The following is a 17515-nucleotide window of genomic DNA, read 5'->3' on the forward strand; positions in this document are numbered from 1 at the left end:
GGAATTCAGATGAGCCAGAACGTATACCAGTTTATCGACCTGCAGCGTGTTGATCCGCCAAAGAAACCGCTGAAGATCCGCAAAATTGAATTTGTTGAAATCTACGAGCCGTTTTCAGAAGGCCAGGCCAAGGCACAGGCAGACCGCTGCCTGTCCTGCGGGAACCCTTACTGCGAATGGAAATGTCCGGTACATAACTACATCCCGAACTGGCTGAAGCTGGCTAACGAAGGACGTATTTTTGAAGCCGCCGAGCTGTCTCACCAGACCAACACCCTGCCGGAAGTGTGCGGCCGCGTGTGTCCTCAGGACCGTCTGTGCGAAGGTTCCTGTACGCTGAACGACGAGTTCGGCGCGGTGACAATCGGCAACATCGAGCGCTATATCAACGATAAAGCCTTCGAGATGGGCTGGCGTCCGGATATGACCGGCGTGAAGCAAACCGACAAGCGCGTGGCCATCATCGGCGCGGGCCCGGCGGGCCTGGCCTGTGCGGACGTGCTGACCCGTAACGGCGTGAAGGCGGTGGTCTTTGATCGCCACCCGGAGATTGGCGGCCTGCTGACCTTCGGTATCCCGGCCTTCAAGCTGGAGAAAGAGGTGATGACCCGTCGCCGTGAAATCTTCACCGGCATGGGCATTGAGTTCAAACTGAACGTGGAAGTGGGCCGCGACGTGCAGCTCGACGACCTGCTGAAGGATTACGACGCCGTGTTCCTTGGCGTGGGCACCTATCAGTCCATGCGCGGCGGTCTGGAGAACGAAGACGCGCCGGGCGTGTACGACGCGCTGCCGTTCCTGATTGCCAACACCAAGCAGATCATGGGCTACGGTGAAACCGCCGATGAGCCGTTCGTCAGCATGGAAGGCAAACGCGTGGTTGTGCTGGGCGGCGGTGATACCGCGATGGACTGCGTGCGTACCTCCATTCGTCAGAATGCGGCACACGTGATCTGCGCCTACCGTCGTGACGAAGAGAACATGCCGGGCTCTAAACGCGAAGTGAAAAACGCGCGTGAAGAGGGCGTGGAGTTCCAGTTCAACATCCAGCCTCTGGGTATTGAAGTGAATGCCAACGGTAAAGTGAGCGGTGTGAAGATGGCGCGCACTGAGATGGGCGCACCGGATGCGAAAGGCCGTCGTCGCGCCGAGATCGTCGCCGGTTCTGAGCACGTGATCCCGGCCGATGCCGTGGTGATGGCGTTCGGCTTCCGTCCTCACAGCATGGAATGGCTGGCGAAGCACAGCGTTGAGCTGGATTCGCAGGGCCGCGTGATTGCGCCAGAAGGCAGCGACAACGCATTCCAGACCAGCAACCCGAAAATCTTCGCCGGTGGCGATATTGTTCGCGGTTCTGACCTGGTGGTAACGGCGATTGCCGAAGGTCGTAAAGCGGCTGACGGGATCCTGAACTACCTGGAAGTGTAAAAAAAAAACAGGCCCGATTGGGCCTGTTTTTTATTTCACGACGCGAAGAGCCGGACGACCACCGCGCGGAGGCGGATCGTCATCAGGGTCATTGTCGTCGTGACGATCGGGTTTATCACCATCGATAAGTGACATCACCGTGTCGCTTTCGCGCTCATCGGATGCGTTGTCATCATTCAGGCTGGCAACATCTTCATCATACGCCGCTTCCGGCTCGAACATGGTACCCGCACCGTTTTCACGCGCGTAGATAGCCAGCACGGCTGCCAGAGGTACGGAAACCTGACGCGGCACGCCGCCGAAACGCGCGTTGAAGCGCACTTCATCGTTTGCCAGCTCCAGGTTACCCACCGCACGCGGCGCAATGTTCAGTACGATCTGCCCGTCACGCGCATATTCCATAGGAACCAGCACACCCGGCAACGTCACATCCACAACCAGGTGCGGCGTGAGCTGGTTATCCAGCAGCCATTCATAGAAGGCGCGCAGCAGATAAGGACGGCGTGGGGTAAGTTGTGACATTTCCACAGTCATTAGCCTCGGCCGAGACGCATTTCACGTTCCGGTTCAGTTAAGGATGCCAGGAAAGAGTCGCGTTCAAATACGCGAGTCATATAGCCCTTCAGCTCTTTCGCGCCAGGACCGCTGAACTCTACGCCCAGGGTTGGCAGACGCCACAGCAGTGGTGCCAGGTAGCAATCCACCAGGCTGAACTCATCGCTCAGGAAGAATGGTTTCTGACCAAACACAGGAGCGATCGCCAGCAGCTCTTCACGCAGTTGTTTACGTGCAGCGTCAGCTTCAGAAGCAGAACCGCTGGTAATCACGTTCATCAGCGAGTACCAGTCTTTTTCGATACGCTGCATGTACAGGCGGCTTTCACCACGCGCGACAGGGTAAACAGGCATCAGTGGCGGATGCGGGAAACGCTCATCCAGATATTCCATAATGATACGGGATTCCCACAGGGTCAGCTCGCGATCCACCAGCGTCGGTACGCTTTGGCTCGGGTTGAGATCGATCAGATCCTGAGGCGGGTTATCCTTTTCCACATGCTCGATCTCAAAACTGACACCCTTCTCGGCCAGCACGATACGAACCTGATGGCTATAAATGTCAGTAGGACCAGAAAACAGCGTCATTACCGAACGTTTGTTGGCAGCGACAGCCATGAAAACCTCCAGGTATATTCAGAATTTTTACTGCTACCAGCCCAACAGGGGCCAGCCAGATGTTGTATCGCCCATCCCAGAGAAAACACATTGTTCAAGAAACGAACAAAAATCGAGTATTCACCGATATTTGGGCAGAAAATTGGATGATAGTTTACCAGATTTTGATGGCTTTGTGGTGAGGGGATTCTGGAAATGTGGAAAAAGAGAAGATATATGCATGGATATTGTGGATAACCTGCGCATTATCCATAAAAAAACCCGCCGAAGCGGGTTTTTCGCCAATCGTTCTGCGTAAGCAGAATGGATTAACGTTTGGAGAACTGTGGACGACGACGTGCTTTACGCAGACCCACTTTCTTACGTTCAACCTGACGCGCGTCACGAGTAACGAAGCCAGCTTTACGCAGTTCAGAACGCAGGGATTCGTCGTACTCCATCAGAGCGCGGGTGATACCGTGACGGATCGCACCTGCCTGACCGGAGATACCACCACCTTTAACGGTGATGTACAGATCCAGTTTTTCTACCATATCAACCAGTTCCAGCGGCTGGCGAACTACCATGCGGGCAGTTTCGCGACCGAAGTATTGTTCCAGAGAACGCTGGTTGATTACGATTTTACCACTGCCCGGTTTGATGAAAACGCGAGCTGCGGAACTTTTGCGGCGACCAGTGCCGTAGTATTGATTTTCAGCCATTGCCTATAATCCCGATTAGATGTCAAGAACTTGCGGTTGCTGTGCCGCGTGGTTGTGCTCGTTGCCTGCGTAAACTTTCAGTTTACGGAACATAGCACGACCCAGCGGGCCTTTTGGCAGCATGCCTTTAACCGCGATTTCAATCACACGCTCAGGACGGCGGGCAATCATCTCTTCAAAGGTCGCTTCTTTGATACCACCGATGTGGCCGGTGTGGTGATAGTACACTTTGTCAGTACGCTTGTTGCCGGTTACAGCAACTTTATCAGCGTTCAGAACGATGATGTAATCACCGGTATCAACGTGCGGAGTGTATTCCGCTTTATGCTTACCGCGCAGGCGACGAGCCAGTTCAGTAGCCAGACGGCCCAGAGTTTTACCGGTCGCGTCAACAACATACCAGTCGCGCTGTACGGTTTCTGGTTTAGCTGTAAAAGTTTTCATTAAAAGCTTACCCAAATAATAAGTTACACGTTGGTGAACACCCAAACGTTTAGTCAGTTGAGGTTCACACGACAAAGTCCGGCAAACCTACCCCTTCGAATAGCACATGCCGACACATAGAAAGTTTCGGGAAAAAAACCTTCTCGTAACGTGGGGTCGCAAGATTATAGAGAAGTTGAGGTCAAAGATCGACCCTTAAATGTGATTTGGAATGGGTTTTTCGAGGGTGGGTATTGTGCGGTCTGGTGCCCTCACCCCCAGCCCCTCTCCCACGGGAGAGGGTGGCATTTGTTACGGCATATGCTCCAGCTTCAGGTATTCCTCGCTCTGCATCTCCTGCAGGCGCGACAGGCAGCGCTGGAACTCGAATTTCAGCCGCTCGCCCTGGTAAATCTCATATAAAGGTGCCTCAGCGCTGACCACCAGCTTGACGTGGCGCTCATAAAACTCGTCCACCAGCGCAATGAAGCGCCGTGCTTCGCTCTCCATCAGCCGCGTCATCACCGGCACGTCCAGCACCATCACGGTGTGGAACAGACGCGAAAGCGCAATGTAGTCGTGCTGGCTGCGGGCATCCACGCAGAGCGTCGTAAAGGAGACCGCCAGCGTTTGGTTTTCGACGCCGAGTGTGGGCAGCGGTCGATGGTTAATCTCGAGCTCCGGGGCGTGCTCGCGTTTTGCTCCCGCCAGCGCCAGCCAGAGTGTATCCATCTCGCGGGTGGTCTCTGCATTTAACGGCGAAAGCCACAGATGCGCCTGGGTCAGCGTGCGCAGACGATAATCGACACCGGCATCGACGTTCATGATGTCGCAGTGCTGCTTGATGGCATCGATGGCGGGCAGGAAGCGTGCCCGCTGCAGGCCATTACGATAGAGCTCATCCGGCGGGATATTCGACGTGGCCACCAGCGTGATCCCGCGGGCAAATAGCGCTTTCATCAGGCCGCCTAACAGCATGGCATCGGTGATGTCGGACACAAAAAACTCGTCGAAGCAGAGCACGTCCGTTTCCGCCTTGAACCTGTCGGCCACAATCTCCAGCGGATCGCTTTTGCCCTGCAGTGCGGTCAACTCTTCATGCACCCGCAGCATAAAACGATGGAAGTGCAGACGCTGTTTACGTGCGCCAGGCAGGCTCAGATAGAACATGTCCATCAGCCAGGTTTTTCCGCGACCGACCCCGCCCCACATATATAAACCGCGCACCGGCGCGTGAGCCTGTGGCGCTTTTTTACCGAGCAACCGCCCAAACGCCGCCTTTAGCCCACCGTTCTGTTCGACTTCAGCGGGTTTTGTCGTGAGCTCCTGATAAATCATCTCCAGACGGTTTACCGCCTCACGTTGAACATCATCAGGCTGATGAGTGCCCTCGTTAAGGGCCAGTTGATATCGCGATGCAGGGGACAGGTTTTGCATAATCTTATTGTTATTCCTTCAATTAACGCTCACCAGCAGACGTGACTGATGAAAAAAAGGCCGTTCTACACTACGCGATGATACGTCAGGATTCCACTTCTGCAGAAATAGCGGTTATAGTGGCATTATCAGGCACAGGCAGGAGCCGAGCCAACACCCTACGGAACAACAAGACAACGGGAGAAGTTCATGACCTGGGAATATGCGCTAATCGGTTTAGTCGTCGGCATCGTCATCGGTGCTGTGGCCATGCGTTTCGGTAATCGCAAATTGCGTCAGCAGCAGTCACTGCAGTACGAACTGGAAAAGAACAAAGCCGAGCTGGAAGAGTATCGTGAAGAGCTGGTCAGCCACTTTGCCCGTAGCGCCGAGCTGCTGGACAACATGGCAACCGACTATCGTCAGCTTTATCAACATATGGCAAAAAGCTCCAGCAGCCTGCTGCCGGAAATGACCGCGGAAACCAACCCATTCCGCAACCGTCTGGCTGACTCTGAAGCCGGTAACGATCAGGCGCCCGTTCAGATGCCTCGCGACTATTCCGATGGCGCGTCCGGCCTGCTGCGCGGCGGTGTAAAACGCGATTAATCGCACAACCTGAATTTATTTTACGGGCGCAGCGATTGCGCCCGTCCTTTCCTGATGACCCCAGCTATCATTTAGTTAAACACCTCATTGTTCAGCAGTTTAAAATTCAATAACATCAACGTGTTTTTAGGGCCGTTTTTCCTTTATTCCAGGTTACGAGAGTCAACATCGATGAAGAAAAAAAACCAGCTGTTGAGCGCTATCGCGTTAAGTGTCGGGTTATCTCTCTCGGCATCCGTCCCTGTATTTGCCGCCATTCCCTCCCAGGTGCCTGGCCAGGCGGCCATTCCAAGCCTCGCGCCTATGCTGGAAAAAGTGTTGCCGGCGGTCGTCAGCGTTCAGGTTGAGGGCACCGCAGTACAAAGCCAACGCGTCCCTGAAGAACTGAAAAAATATTTTGGCGATGAGTCTCCCGACCAGCAGGCTCAGCCTTTTGAAGGCCTGGGTTCTGGCGTCATTATTGATGCGGCAAAAGGCTATATCCTGACCAACAACCACGTCATCAGCCAGGCCGATAAGATCGGCGTCCAGCTGAACGATGGCCGTGAATTTGATGCCAAACTGATCGGCGGCGATGACCAGAGCGACATCGCGCTGCTGCAGGTGCAAAATCCGAGCAACCTCACCCAGATTGCCATCGCGGACTCAGACAAACTGCGCGTCGGCGATTTTGCCGTCGCCGTGGGCAACCCCTTTGGTTTAGGGCAGACCGCCACCTCCGGGATCGTCTCGGCGCTCGGGCGCAGCGGCCTCAATCTGGAAGGGCTGGAAAACTTTATCCAGACCGATGCCTCAATCAACCGGGGTAACTCCGGCGGAGCATTGCTCAACCTTAACGGCGAGCTGATTGGGATTAACACGGCGATTCTGGCCCCGGGCGGCGGCAGCATCGGGATCGGTTTTGCTATCCCCAGCAACATGGCCAAAACCCTGGCGCAGCAGCTGATCCAGTTCGGTGAAATCAAACGCGGACTGCTGGGTATTAAAGGTATGGAGATGAGCGCGGATATCGCAAAAGCGTTCAATATCAACGTACAGCGCGGGGCGTTTGTCAGTGAAGTGCTGCCAAACTCCGGCTCGGCAAAAGCGGGCGTGAAATCGGGAGATGTGATCGTCAGCCTGAACGACAAACCGCTGAACAGCTTTGCAGAACTGCGTTCGCGGATTGCCACAACGGAACCAGGCGCCAAAGTGAAGCTGGGCCTGATACGTGACGGTAAGCCGCTTGACGTTGAGGTGACGCTGGATAAGAGCACCTCTTCCTCGGCCAGCGCGGAGCTTATCGCCCCGGCGCTACAGGGGGCTACGTTGAGCGACGGGCAGCTGAAGGACGGTACGAAAGGCATCAGCATCGACACCGTCGAGAAGAGCAGCCCTGCCGCACAGGCCGGATTGCATCAGGATGACGTGATTATCGGTGTAAACCGCAACCGCGTGCAGTCTATTGCCGAACTGCGCAAGGTGCTGGAAAGCAAACCAGCGGTTATTGCCCTGCAGGTCATGCGTGGCAATGAGTCCATCTATATTCTGTTGCGCTAAGCATTTGCGACCCGGACATCACCGCTGCGTGTGATGTCCGGATAACTCATGTTATGCTGCAAATCGTTCCTTTTTTAACGACACGCGCATCATGCTTTTAAAGCTCTTACGTTCTACTGTCATCGGTTTGATTGTCGCTGGCCTGCTGCTGCTGGCGCTGCCGTCTTTACGTCAGTTCAATAAACTGTCGGCTCCCCAGTTCGATAGCACGGATGAAACGCCGGCCACCTATAACCAGGCCGTCCGCCGTGCCGCACCTGCCGTGGTTAACGTCTATAACCGTGGTCTGAATACCTCAGCCCATAACCAGCTGGAGATCCGTACCCTCGGCTCCGGCGTAATCATGGACGAGCGCGGCTACATTATTACCAACAAGCACGTGATTAACGATGCTGACCAGATCATCGTCGCCCTGCAGGATGGCCGCGTGTTTGAGGCGTTACTCGTTGGGTCTGACAGCCTGACCGACCTGGCCGTTCTGAAAATTAACGCCACGGGCGGTTTGCCGGTCATCCCGATCAACCGTAAACGTACCCCGCATATTGGTGACGTCGTACTGGCTATCGGTAACCCTTACAACCTGGGCCAGACCATCACCCAGGGGATTATCAGCGCGACCGGTCGTATCGGTTTGAACCCCTCCGGGCGGCAGAACTTCCTGCAAACCGATGCCTCCATCAACCACGGTAACTCCGGCGGGGCGCTGGTCAACTCGCTGGGCGAGCTGATGGGTATCAACACCCTCTCGTTCGATAAAAGTAACGACGGTGAGACGCCGGAAGGGATCGGCTTTGCCATTCCGTTCCAGCTGGCGACCAAAATTATGGATAAACTGATCCGCGACGGACGTGTGATCCGCGGCTATATCGGTATCGGCGGGCGCGAAATTGCACCGATGCATACCCAGGGCGGCGGTATCGATCAGATTCAGGGCATCGTGGTTAACGAGGTGGCACCGGGTGGTCCGGCGGCTAACGCGGGGATTCAGGTAAACGATGTCATTGTGTCGGTCAACGGCACGCCAGCGGTCTCCGCGCTGGAGACGATGGATCAGGTGGCAGAAATTCGCCCGGGTTCTATCATCCCTGTTGAGGTCATGCGCAACGATAAGAAACTGACGCTGCACGTGACGATTCAGGAATACCCGGCCACTAACTGACAGGCATAAAAAAACGGAGCGATAAGCTCCGTTTTTTTTACCGGGAGACGGTTCGTATTACTTGTTAACGAACTCTTCGCCCAGAGTGATATCTTTCTTTAGCGTATCCAGCATGCCTTCCATCGCGTGTTGTTCAAACGCGCTCAGCGTACCAATGGATTTACGCTCTTCGATACCGTTTTTACCCAGCAGCAGCGGCTGAGAGAAGAAGCGAGCGTGTTCGCCATCGCCTTCAACGTAAGCGCATTCAACAACGCCTTTCTCGCCCTGCAGAGCGCGAACCAGTGACAGACCAAAACGCGCAGCCGCCTGACCCATAGACAGGGTTGCAGAACCGCCACCCGCCTTCGCTTCCACCACTTCGGTGCCCGCGTTCTGGATGCGTTTAGTCAGGTCAGCCACTTCCTGCTCGGTGAAGCTCACGCCTGGGATCTGCGACAGCAGAGGCAGGATGGTGACGCCAGAGTGACCGCCGATTACCGGTACTTCCACTTCTGTAGGCTGCTTGCCTTTCAGCTCAGCAACAAAGGTGTTGGAACGGATGATATCCAGCGTGGTTACGCCGAACAGTTTGTTTTTGTCGTAAACACCCGCTTTCTTCAGCACTTCTGCCGCGATAGCCACGGTGGTGTTCACCGGGTTAGTGATGATCCCGATGCATGCTTTCGGGCAGATTTCTGCAATCTGCTGCACCAGGTTTTTCACGATGCCCGCGTTGACGTTGAACAGGTCTGAACGATCCATGCCTGGCTTACGCGCCACGCCTGCAGAAATCAGCACCACGTCGGCACCCTGCAGCGCAGGACGTGCATCTTCACCGGAGAAGCCTTTGATTTTTACAGCAGTCGGGATGTGGCTCAGGTCAACCGCCACACCCGGGGTTACCGGAGCAATATCGTACAGGGAGAGTTCTGAGCCTGAAGGCAGTTGGGTTTTCAGTAGTAGGGCAAGCGCCTGGCCGATACCACCAGCAGCGCCGAGGACTGCGACTTTCATCCTAAACTCCTTATTATGGTTAACTTAAGTATCTGTAAATCCGTTGCGGCGACCATAATTCAGCAAGTAAATAATTACAATTTTCGTAGCTAAAGAATTTGAGGTCACGCGACTTTATCTCTCACCAGAAGACTATCTGACGACAGAGGGCAACGCATTAAGAGGTGGTTACAATACACCCTGCCCCGCCACCAAAACAACATCATTTTGATAACATTTAATTTACTTTTAAGCTTATTTGCGCGGCGTGACCCAGGCATGTTTTCTGATAACGAAATCTGATAAAATCACTCCCTTTCATAACATTATTTCAGCCTGGCGCTGAGTAGATAATTTGCATAAAAATTCATCCACATGCATAATAATGTTGTTTCTATCGTCATATTCCGGGTGACTTATGCGAAGCTCGTCTAAGCAAGAAGAATTAGTAAAGGCCTTTAAGGCGCTACTCAAAGAAGAGAAATTCAGTTCTCAGGGAGAAATTGTTCAGGCGCTGCAGGAACAAGGCTTCGATAACATTAACCAGTCGAAAGTCTCCCGCATGTTAACGAAATTTGGCGCGGTGCGTACGCGTAACGCCAAGATGGAGATGGTCTATTGCCTGCCGGCAGAACTTGGCGTGCCGACCACCTCCAGCCCGCTCAAAAACCTGGTTCTGGATATCGATCATAACGACGCCGTCGTGGTGATCCACACAAGCCCGGGTGCCGCGCAGCTCATTGCCCGCATGCTGGACTCGCTGGGTAAAACGGAAGGTATCCTCGGGACTATCGCCGGTGATGACACCATCTTTACCACACCGGCTAGCGGTTTCTCCGTGAAAGATCTCCACGAAGCCATTCTGGTACTGTTCGAACAGGAACTCTAATCCCCTCTCCCCGTAGCGCCGCTGCGGGGATCGTTCTGCTTCCGCTGCGTTCTCCCCTCTTTTCTACTGCCCTTCACTTTGACAAATAGTGCTTTTTACCACCTATTAACATTCATCTGGTGAATGCTAAATCAAAAAATCGCACAAAAAATCAAAAGCTGATATCCATATGATTTTATTAGATATAACCAACTAAAATGAACAAAAAACGCCCAATATTATGCGATTTGGTTATAAAAAACAGACTGGTTAACACGTAATAACAATAGAAACCATTAGTCTGGTATTAATTTTTACCGTTATTAGTGTATACTTGATTTTGTGATGAGGGTCACGAAACAAGACCCCACTAAAAAATTCGACGAGGTAAAAATCATGAAAATCAAATCAACTGTAGCGGCGCTCAGCGTCCTGTCCGTCCTGTCATTCGGTGCTTTCGCAGCTGACTCTATCAATGCTGACCAGGCGCAATCCCGTCAGGCCATCGGTACGGTTTCTGTCGGCGCGGTCGGCACATCGCCAATGGACATGCATGAGATGCTGAACAAAAAAGCGGAAGAACAGGGTGCGTCATCCTATCGCATCATCGAAGCGCGTGCCGGTGACCACTGGCACGCCACCGCTGAGCTGTACAAATAAGTTTTAGTAATAACTGAAGACGTAAATCTCCACTCAACGGCACCAGGCATAAAAATAGCGGTTCAACCCTTCTCGCCGTTGAGTAAAAACCCTATTCAGGAGTAAAGACTATGAAAACCAAATTGATCATCGCAACCCTCGGTCTGGCATCCGTTCTCTCTTTCGGCGCGAGCGCAGCCGTACAGCAGGTAAATGCCGACCAGGCACAAAATCTACAGCGTATGGGCAGCGTCTCCGTAACGTCTGTCACCGGTTCACCGATGGATATTCGTCACGAACTTGCCGCCAAAGCTGAAAAAGCAGGCGCCAGCAGCTATCGCGTCACCGAACTGAATCAGGGTGACCACTGGCATGCAACGGCAGAACTGTATAAATAAACCCTCGTCGTATCTCATCATACGACTTGCCCCTGGCCTTATGGTCAGGGGCTTTTTTCATTCAATGCCGCGCGTTAAAGCGCAGCTGCCCTTCAAGCTCTTCTTCCGCTTCATCGAACAGCAAGATCAGCGCGCCAAAACGTCTTCGCAGCTTATCGGGCAAATGGATGAACTCAATTTCCAGCGGTAGCGGCAACTGACTGCCGGTGACCACGTCCCACAGCGTATCCAGATTCGTCACGCTTTCCCGTTCAAGATCAAACGCCCGGATAAATTCACGGTAGAAGTCTTCCTGACTGTCGATCTCGTCAAAATCAAACGTATAGGTTTTCATTGCCAGCCACCCAGTCCAGGCGAGCGGCAGATGCCGCCCTGTCTTTTATAATCCCCCAATATGCAGGGTTTTAACTTCCAGATACTCTTCCAGCCCCAGCACGGAGCCCTCTCGTCCAAGGCCTGACTCTTTTACGCCGCCAAAGGGCCCAAGCTCCGTGGAGACGGCGCACTCGTTGATGCCGATCATCCCGCTCTCGATGGCCTGTGAAACGCGGAAGACCCGTGAGAGATTCTGGGTATAGAAGTAAGCCGCCAGCCCATAGGGCGTGTTGTTGGCGCGCTGGATGACTTCATCTTCCGAGGTGAAACGGAAGCACGCCGCCACCGGGCCAAACGTCTCTTCTTCTGCCAGCTTCATGCCTTCATGGCAGTCGCCCAGCACGGTTGGCATCCAGAAATTCCCGCCAAGCGGATGGGGCTTACCCCCAGCCAGTACGGTTGCGCCCCGGGCAACGGCGTCGTCGATATGTTCACGCACCTTGTTGACCGCAGAAGGTTCAATCAGCGGCCCGACGACCACCCCCTCCTCAAGACCATTACCCACCTTCAGCGCCTTCACCGCATCGGCGAGTTTATTCACAAATTTGTCGTAGACGGTTTCCTGAATATAAAAACGGTTCACGCTGACGCAGACCTGCCCGGCATTGCGGAACTTGTTGGCGATCGCGCCCTTAACCGCTGCGTCGATATCCGCATCCTCAAAAACGATATACGGGGCATTTCCCCCCAGCTCCATCGAGACTTTTTTCATGGTTTCTGCGGCGTTACGCACCAGCGTTTTGCCGACGGAGGTTGAGCCGGTAAAGGAGATTTTACGCACGTCGCGGCTTGCCATGATCGCATCGCTGATTTCATGCGTATTCCCGGCGACGGCGTTGAGAACACCGTCGGGCACACCGGCCTGTTTCGCCAGCGTAAGCAGCGCAAATGCGCTGAGCGGCGTGTTATTGGCCGGTTTAATGACCCCGGTGCATCCTGCTGCCAGCGCCGGGCCTAACTTGCGGGTGAGCATGGCCATCGGGAAGTTCCACGGCGTAATCGCCGCGACCACGCCAATGGGTTCACGTGTCGCCAGAATGCGTGAGCCGGGTTTGATCGGCGGAATAATTTCACCGTTCGCGCGTTTGGCCTCTTCGGCAAACCACTGGATAAAGCTGGCGGCGTACTCGACTTCTCCCTCCGCTTCTTTCAGGGGTTTGCCCTGTTCTGTGGTCATCAACCGCCCGAGCCAGCTTTTATTCTCAATAATCAGTTCGTACCAGCGGTAGAGAATCGCCGAGCGTTCTTTCGCGGTTTTGGCACGCCATGCCGGGAAGGCCTGGGTAGCCGCTGCAATAGCGTCTTCGGTTTGCGCTTTACCCGCTTTTGCGACTTTAGCAATGACCTCGCCGGTCGCGGGATTCAGCACATCAAAGGTTGTATCCAGCGTTTTCCAGATTCCGTTGACCAGATAACCGGTCTGAAAAAGGATGTGGTCCTGAAGCGCCTGGGTCGTCATGTGTTCTCCCTTTCTGAAATGTAAGAACGTGCTGGGATAAGTATAGCCACAAAAAAACCGACGCTTTTGGCGTCGGTTTTTTTACTTCAGTCAGTTATCCGTGAGGGCATTCTGGTAGCGATGCAGCATAAACACCAGCCGTCCTACCGGCTCGGTCACCTGAGGCGGCGCCTCCCAGTGCTTGAGCTTTTCCTGATAGGTATCGAGCTCTTCAAGCAGCTGCGTAAAGTAGCGACGCCGTTTGTCATCGCTGCTGGCAGAAAGCACGTGATCGGCGGTACGACGCAGCTGGCGGTGGTATGCCGACAAATCGTCGTTGATCGGCACGGGCGCGTTACGCAAACGCTGGTGCGCAATGATCATGGTTAACGCCAGGCGGAACTTCGCGATATCGCCCGGGAACTTGTTCAGCAGCAAAAACAGCTGCTGGTAGAGCGCGGGCAGGTGGTTCTCTTTACGGCGCGCGGTATTGGTTGTCAAAGACGACACGGCAGCCGACACGAACTGGTTCAGCAGCACGCGGCCCGTTCTTGCCTGCGAGTTATCCCGCACCAGCAGTATCACCATCATGGCCAGGAAGCAGCCCACCAGCTGGCCTAACGCGCTGTCGAGGAACTGGCTGAAATGGAAGGTCATCGGGTTATCGAGCACGATGATGTTAATCGTACTCGCCAGCGCCCCCAACGATCCCAGACGCCGCTTTTGCACTTCAATGCCGATAAAGAACGCCATTACCGCCAGGCTAATACAGAGCAGCAGCATGCTCTGTTGCGTCGACGGGATGATGACCAGGAAATAGAGCGCGCCTATCGGCAACGCGGCAATCGTGCCGTAAAGGAAATCAATGGCGACCATACGCGGGTTAGGCAGACGCATCGCCAGTGCGGTCACAACGGCAATCATCACCATCGCGCCGCTGCCGGACGTCCAGCCCGTCCACAGCCAGAACAGCGTGCCGAGCATGCAGGCAAGCGTCGTACGCCAGAAATTGACCATGGCGTGATGGCGCTCGGCGGATTCCGCCTTGATCACCACTTCACCCTGCAACACCTCTTCTTCCGCCGCGCTGATTTTGGTGTTACCGATCACGCCGCGCTTCAGAAGCAGATAGCGCGTCGCGGCGCCGACCCAGGTGTAGATGGTTACCGGCGTGTCGCGCTCCCCGGTCCAGGCAATCACCCGGCGCATGCGCTTAAGCTGCTTATGCACGTCCTGTACGGTTTCCACCGGCTCGGCAAACAGTTCGCGGAACGTATCGGTGACCACTTCCGGCCGGGTGTTCTGAATCAGATAGGTTTCACAGGCCTGGGTAATCAGCGTCAGAGATACGGTGTTGAGGGCTTTCAGGCGACGATTCGCGCGGGCCCAGCGCGACGACTCCATATTAAGGTTGCTGCGCATTCCTTCCAGCGCCTGCGTACGACGTACCAGCCCGCTCCAGGCTTTATCCACCTCTTCGCTGTCGCCATGCTTAATGCACAGCTGCATCAGCTGATACTGGGCAACAATCAGCGCGTCGAGCTCACGGTCGACTTCCTGCTTGATGGAGCGCGGGGAGAAAAGCAGGTCAGCGACGATCGCGCTGACAATACCAATCACAATCTCGCTGCAGCGCTCAACCGCAAACTGCGGGGCGAGCAGCGGTTCACTTTGGATAGTGATGACAATAATCAGCGCGGTATAGCCCGCCAGTCCCCAGGCGTAGGAGTTCTCCACTTTCACCAGAGACGAGAGCCAGGTGCAGAAACCCGCCCAGATACAGCACACCATCAGCATCAGCAGCGGGGTGCGGATCATCAAAATAATAATGGTCAGCGCCGCGAAACAGCCGATAAACGTCCCGATGATACGCAGCATCCCGCGATAGCGGATCGCGCCAGAATAGGGCTCACCGCCCGCGGCAAAGGCCGGGCCCGCTGCAACAATCGCAGCCGTCAGCACTGCCCAGCGAGGGGTTTCAAGCTGGAAGTGAAAGCCAACAAACAGCGCCAGCACGATGGCGCACGCCAGCTTCACGGCGAAGCGAATGTGCTGGCTGGCGATGGAAAAGATACCCATGGCGATTAACCAAACTCGCGCAGGCGGTGGGCAATTTTACGGAAGAACGAGTCCTGGCTGGCATCCCGGTCCTTTTCACCGGTGATCACCACCGTCGCCGTGGTACCCGCAGGCCACAGATTTCCCTGCTGTTCATCCAGATGAATACGTACCGGCACGCGCTGGGCCAGACGCACCCACTCCAGGTTGGAATCGACCGTCGCCATCCCTTTGGCATCGTTAGAACTGCTGGAATTAGTCACCCCTGCGGCAACGCTGTCGACGGTGCCTTTAAAGACGCGGTTGCTGCCGAGCGGCGTGATTTCCGCCCGGTAACCTGGGCGCACGCCTTCCAGCTTGGTCTCTTCCATATAGGCGAGCACGTAGAAGGAGTTCTGTTTAACCAGCGCCACGGCGGTAGAGCCACGGGTAATGAATTCCCCGGCATAGACGTTAAGGTTGGTGACCCAACCATCGGATGGCGCGCGGATCACGGTGCGCTCGAGATCGAGCTTCGCCAGATCGCGCGTTGCCTGCGCTTTCGCCAGCTGGTGCAGCACGGTTTGCAGCACGTTGTTGGACTGGTCAATCTCTTCGCGGGACATTGCCTGAACGCCCAGCTGATTACGGCGCCCTGCCTCGCGGCGTTTCTCCGCAGCCAGCGCCTGATAATAGGCCACGTCCGCTTCCGCCTCTTCCAGCGCTTTCTGGTAACGAGGCTGGTCGATGGTGAACAGGACCTGATCTTTTTTCACCAGCTGGTTATCGTGGACGTTGACCGCCGTGATAAGGCCGGCCACGTCAGGGGCTATTGCCACCACATCGGCGCTGAAGCGTGCATCACGCGTCCACGGTGATTCGGTGTAATAAACCCAGGCGCGGAAAATAGCGATGAAGGCGAGGATAACCAGCGCCATTGTGATGGCAGTGCGGGAGATTTTTCTTGTTAGCGTTTTCACATCAACCTCAGACAAACATGCGCGATATCAGATAAAACAGGCAGCAATACAGCGCGGTATTGAACAATGCAGGGTGCCAGACGAAATCGTAGATCCCGGTAGGGACCAGCACCTTGCGCACCAGCCAGAAGATCGCCAGTGATAAAAGAAGCTCGAAAAATATCGGTGGGAACGACAGACCGAACACCACGATAACGGGAAACAGACTCATGTTGACCTTGATAAGAGAGAGTGCAGGCTTCAGAATTTTTTAGCGCACGCCACCGCAGGAGAGCAAGAAACGCCGGGCGAGAATGGCGCAGCCGTTATGTAATTAATAATATATTAACGTAACTGTTATGCTGTTATCTATAATATGTGATCTAAATCACTTTTAAGCCAGAGTGAACAATGGAACGTTTAAAACGCATGTCGGTCTTCGCCAAAGTGGTTGAGCTGGGCTCGTTTACCGCCGCTGCCCGCCAGCTTCAGATGAGCGTCTCATCCATCAGCCAGACGGTGTCCAAACTGGAAGATGAGCTTCAGGTCAAGCTGCTCAACCGCAGTACCCGCAGCATTGGGCTGACCGAAGCGGGTAAAATTTACTATCAGGGCTGTCGCCGCATGCTGCTTGAAGTGCAGGATGTTCACGAACAGCTGTATGCCTTCAACAACACCCCTATCGGCACGCTGCGCATCGGGTGTTCTTCAACTATGGCACAAAATGTTCTCGCTGCCATGACCGCGGATATGCTGAAAGAGTATCCCGGGCTTACCGTCAATCTGGTGACGGGTATCCCGGCGCCGGATCTGATTGCCGACGGGCTGGACGTGGTGATCCGCGTCGGCGCGTTGCAGGATTCCAGCCTGTTCTCGCGACGGCTGGGCAGCATGCCGATGGTCGTCTGCGCCTCGAAAAGCTATCTGGCGCAGTACGGCGTTCCGGAGAAACCCGGCGATCTCACCAACCACTCGTGGCTGGAGTACAGCGTGCGGCCCGATAATGAATTTGAGCTGATTGCCCCGGAAGGGATTTCTACCAAACTGCTGCCGGAAGGGCGGTTTGTCACTAACGATCCGATGACGATTTCACGCTGGCTGGTGGCCGGCGCCGGGATCGCCTACGTGCCGTTAATGTGGGTGATCAACGAGATCAACAGCGGCGTGCTGGAGATCCTCTTCCCGCGCTATCAGTCCGATCCGCGTCCGGTGTACGCCCTGTATACCGAAAAAGACAAACTCCCGCTCAAGGTTCAGGTGTGTATTAACTATCTGACCGAATATTTTGTGGACGTGGCGGAGCTGTTTCAGGGGATGCGGGGGAGAAGGAAAGAGTAGGCCTTTTTCCATAAGGACGAGGGAGAAAAGACAGCGCGGAG

19 protein-coding genes are annotated in these 17515 nt (G+C 54.8%); 8 read left to right on the forward strand and 11 right to left on the reverse strand.

Going from position 1 to position 17515, the window contains the following annotated elements; translation table 11 throughout:
- Positions 1-9 precede the first annotated feature (9 nt).
- Positions 10-1428, forward strand: coding sequence for a glutamate synthase subunit GltD (gene gltD, locus LBF07_RS09095; protein ID WP_023309377.1), 1419 nt, complete (start codon positions 10-12; stop codon positions 1426-1428).
- A gap of 30 nt (positions 1429-1458) precedes the next feature.
- On the opposite strand, the gene sspB is transcribed toward gltD, so the two are convergent.
- From sspB to zapE, 5 genes are all read right to left on the reverse strand, one after another.
- A complete protein-coding gene (gene sspB / locus LBF07_RS09100) occupies positions 1459-1956 on the reverse strand; it encodes a ClpXP protease specificity-enhancing factor (protein WP_029740078.1) in 498 nt (165 codons plus the stop codon).
- A gap of 5 nt (positions 1957-1961) precedes the next feature.
- Positions 1962-2600, reverse strand: coding sequence for a stringent starvation protein SspA (gene sspA / locus LBF07_RS09105; RefSeq protein ID WP_014885418.1), 639 nt, complete (start codon positions 2598-2600; stop codon positions 1962-1964).
- Between the two features lie 308 nt (positions 2601-2908).
- Positions 2909-3301, reverse strand: a complete 393-nt coding sequence (gene rpsI, locus LBF07_RS09110) for a 30S ribosomal protein S9 (protein WP_003860436.1) — start codon at positions 3299-3301, stop codon at positions 2909-2911.
- 15 nt (positions 3302-3316) lie between these two features.
- Positions 3317-3745 carry a 50S ribosomal protein L13 gene (gene rplM / locus LBF07_RS09115; protein ID WP_006178824.1) on the reverse strand — a complete coding sequence of 143 codons (429 nt, stop codon included), beginning with the start codon at positions 3743-3745 and terminating at the stop codon, positions 3317-3319.
- Between the two features lie 291 nt (positions 3746-4036).
- Positions 4037-5161 (reverse strand): cell division protein ZapE, encoded by a 1125-nt coding sequence (zapE, locus tag LBF07_RS09120; RefSeq protein ID WP_094934476.1) that lies wholly within the window; start codon positions 5159-5161, stop codon positions 4037-4039.
- A 189-nt stretch (positions 5162-5350) separates the two neighbouring features.
- Between zapE and zapG the strand changes: the two genes are divergently transcribed.
- The 3 genes from zapG (at position 5351) to degS (ending at position 8447) form a co-directional block, all read left to right on the forward strand.
- Complete coding sequence (zapG, locus tag LBF07_RS09125) at positions 5351-5749, forward strand: Z-ring associated protein ZapG (protein ID WP_008502832.1); 399 nt, start codon at positions 5351-5353, stop codon at positions 5747-5749.
- A gap of 171 nt (positions 5750-5920) precedes the next feature.
- On the forward strand, positions 5921-7288 hold the full coding sequence (gene degQ / locus LBF07_RS09130) for a serine endoprotease DegQ (RefSeq protein WP_094934477.1): 1368 nt from the start codon (positions 5921-5923) through the stop codon (positions 7286-7288).
- Between the two features lie 91 nt (positions 7289-7379).
- Positions 7380-8447, forward strand: a complete 1068-nt coding sequence (degS, locus tag LBF07_RS09135) for an outer membrane-stress sensor serine endopeptidase DegS (RefSeq protein ID WP_023309386.1) — start codon at positions 7380-7382, stop codon at positions 8445-8447.
- 57 nt (positions 8448-8504) lie between these two features.
- On the opposite strand, the gene mdh is transcribed toward degS, so the two are convergent.
- Entirely contained in the window at positions 8505-9443 is a 939-nt protein-coding gene (mdh, locus tag LBF07_RS09140) for a malate dehydrogenase (RefSeq protein ID WP_023309387.1), read from the reverse strand.
- 397 nt (positions 9444-9840) lie between these two features.
- On the opposite strand from mdh, the gene argR reads away from it, so the two are divergent.
- The 3 genes from argR (at position 9841) to yhcN (LBF07_RS09155) (ending at position 11327) form a co-directional block, all read left to right on the forward strand.
- Positions 9841-10311, forward strand: coding sequence for a transcriptional regulator ArgR (gene argR / locus LBF07_RS09145; RefSeq protein ID WP_023309388.1), 471 nt, complete (start codon positions 9841-9843; stop codon positions 10309-10311).
- Between the two features lie 375 nt (positions 10312-10686).
- Positions 10687-10950, forward strand: coding sequence for a peroxide/acid stress response protein YhcN (gene yhcN / locus LBF07_RS09150; protein WP_045888042.1), 264 nt, complete (start codon positions 10687-10689; stop codon positions 10948-10950).
- 110 nt (positions 10951-11060) lie between these two features.
- Positions 11061-11327, forward strand: a complete 267-nt coding sequence (yhcN, locus tag LBF07_RS09155; RefSeq protein WP_032659672.1) for a peroxide/acid stress response protein YhcN — start codon at positions 11061-11063, stop codon at positions 11325-11327.
- Positions 11328-11388: 61 nt separating this feature from the next.
- Here yhcN (LBF07_RS09155) and LBF07_RS09160 read toward each other — a convergent pair whose 3' ends face one another.
- From LBF07_RS09160 to aaeX, 5 genes are all read right to left on the reverse strand, one after another.
- The gene (locus LBF07_RS09160; RefSeq protein ID WP_023309391.1) at positions 11389-11661 is read right to left on the reverse strand and encodes a barstar family protein; all 273 of its coding nucleotides are present in this window, start codon (positions 11659-11661) and stop codon (positions 11389-11391) included.
- Positions 11662-11706: 45 nt separating this feature from the next.
- Positions 11707-13161, reverse strand: a complete 1455-nt coding sequence (locus tag LBF07_RS09165; RefSeq protein ID WP_094934478.1) for an NAD-dependent succinate-semialdehyde dehydrogenase — start codon at positions 13159-13161, stop codon at positions 11707-11709.
- 90 nt (positions 13162-13251) lie between these two features.
- Positions 13252-15219: a p-hydroxybenzoic acid efflux pump subunit AaeB gene (gene aaeB, locus LBF07_RS09170; RefSeq protein ID WP_112778135.1), complete on the reverse strand. Its 1968-nt coding sequence runs from the start codon at positions 15217-15219 to the stop codon at positions 13252-13254.
- A gap of 5 nt (positions 15220-15224) precedes the next feature.
- Positions 15225-16157 (reverse strand): p-hydroxybenzoic acid efflux pump subunit AaeA, encoded by a 933-nt coding sequence (gene aaeA, locus LBF07_RS09175; RefSeq protein ID WP_023309394.1) that lies wholly within the window; start codon positions 16155-16157, stop codon positions 15225-15227.
- A 7-nt stretch (positions 16158-16164) separates the two neighbouring features.
- A complete protein-coding gene (aaeX, locus tag LBF07_RS09180) occupies positions 16165-16368 on the reverse strand; it encodes a p-hydroxybenzoic acid efflux pump operon protein AaeX (RefSeq protein WP_003860416.1) in 204 nt (67 codons plus the stop codon).
- A gap of 179 nt (positions 16369-16547) precedes the next feature.
- On the opposite strand from aaeX, the gene aaeR reads away from it, so the two are divergent.
- A complete protein-coding gene (gene aaeR / locus LBF07_RS09185; protein WP_094934480.1) occupies positions 16548-17474 on the forward strand; it encodes an HTH-type transcriptional activator AaeR in 927 nt (308 codons plus the stop codon).
- Positions 17475-17515 lie beyond the last annotated feature (41 nt).

Source organism: Enterobacter cloacae complex sp. ECL352 (genome assembly GCF_020149545.1).
GTDB lineage: Bacteria > Pseudomonadota > Gammaproteobacteria > Enterobacterales > Enterobacteriaceae > Enterobacter > Enterobacter asburiae_B.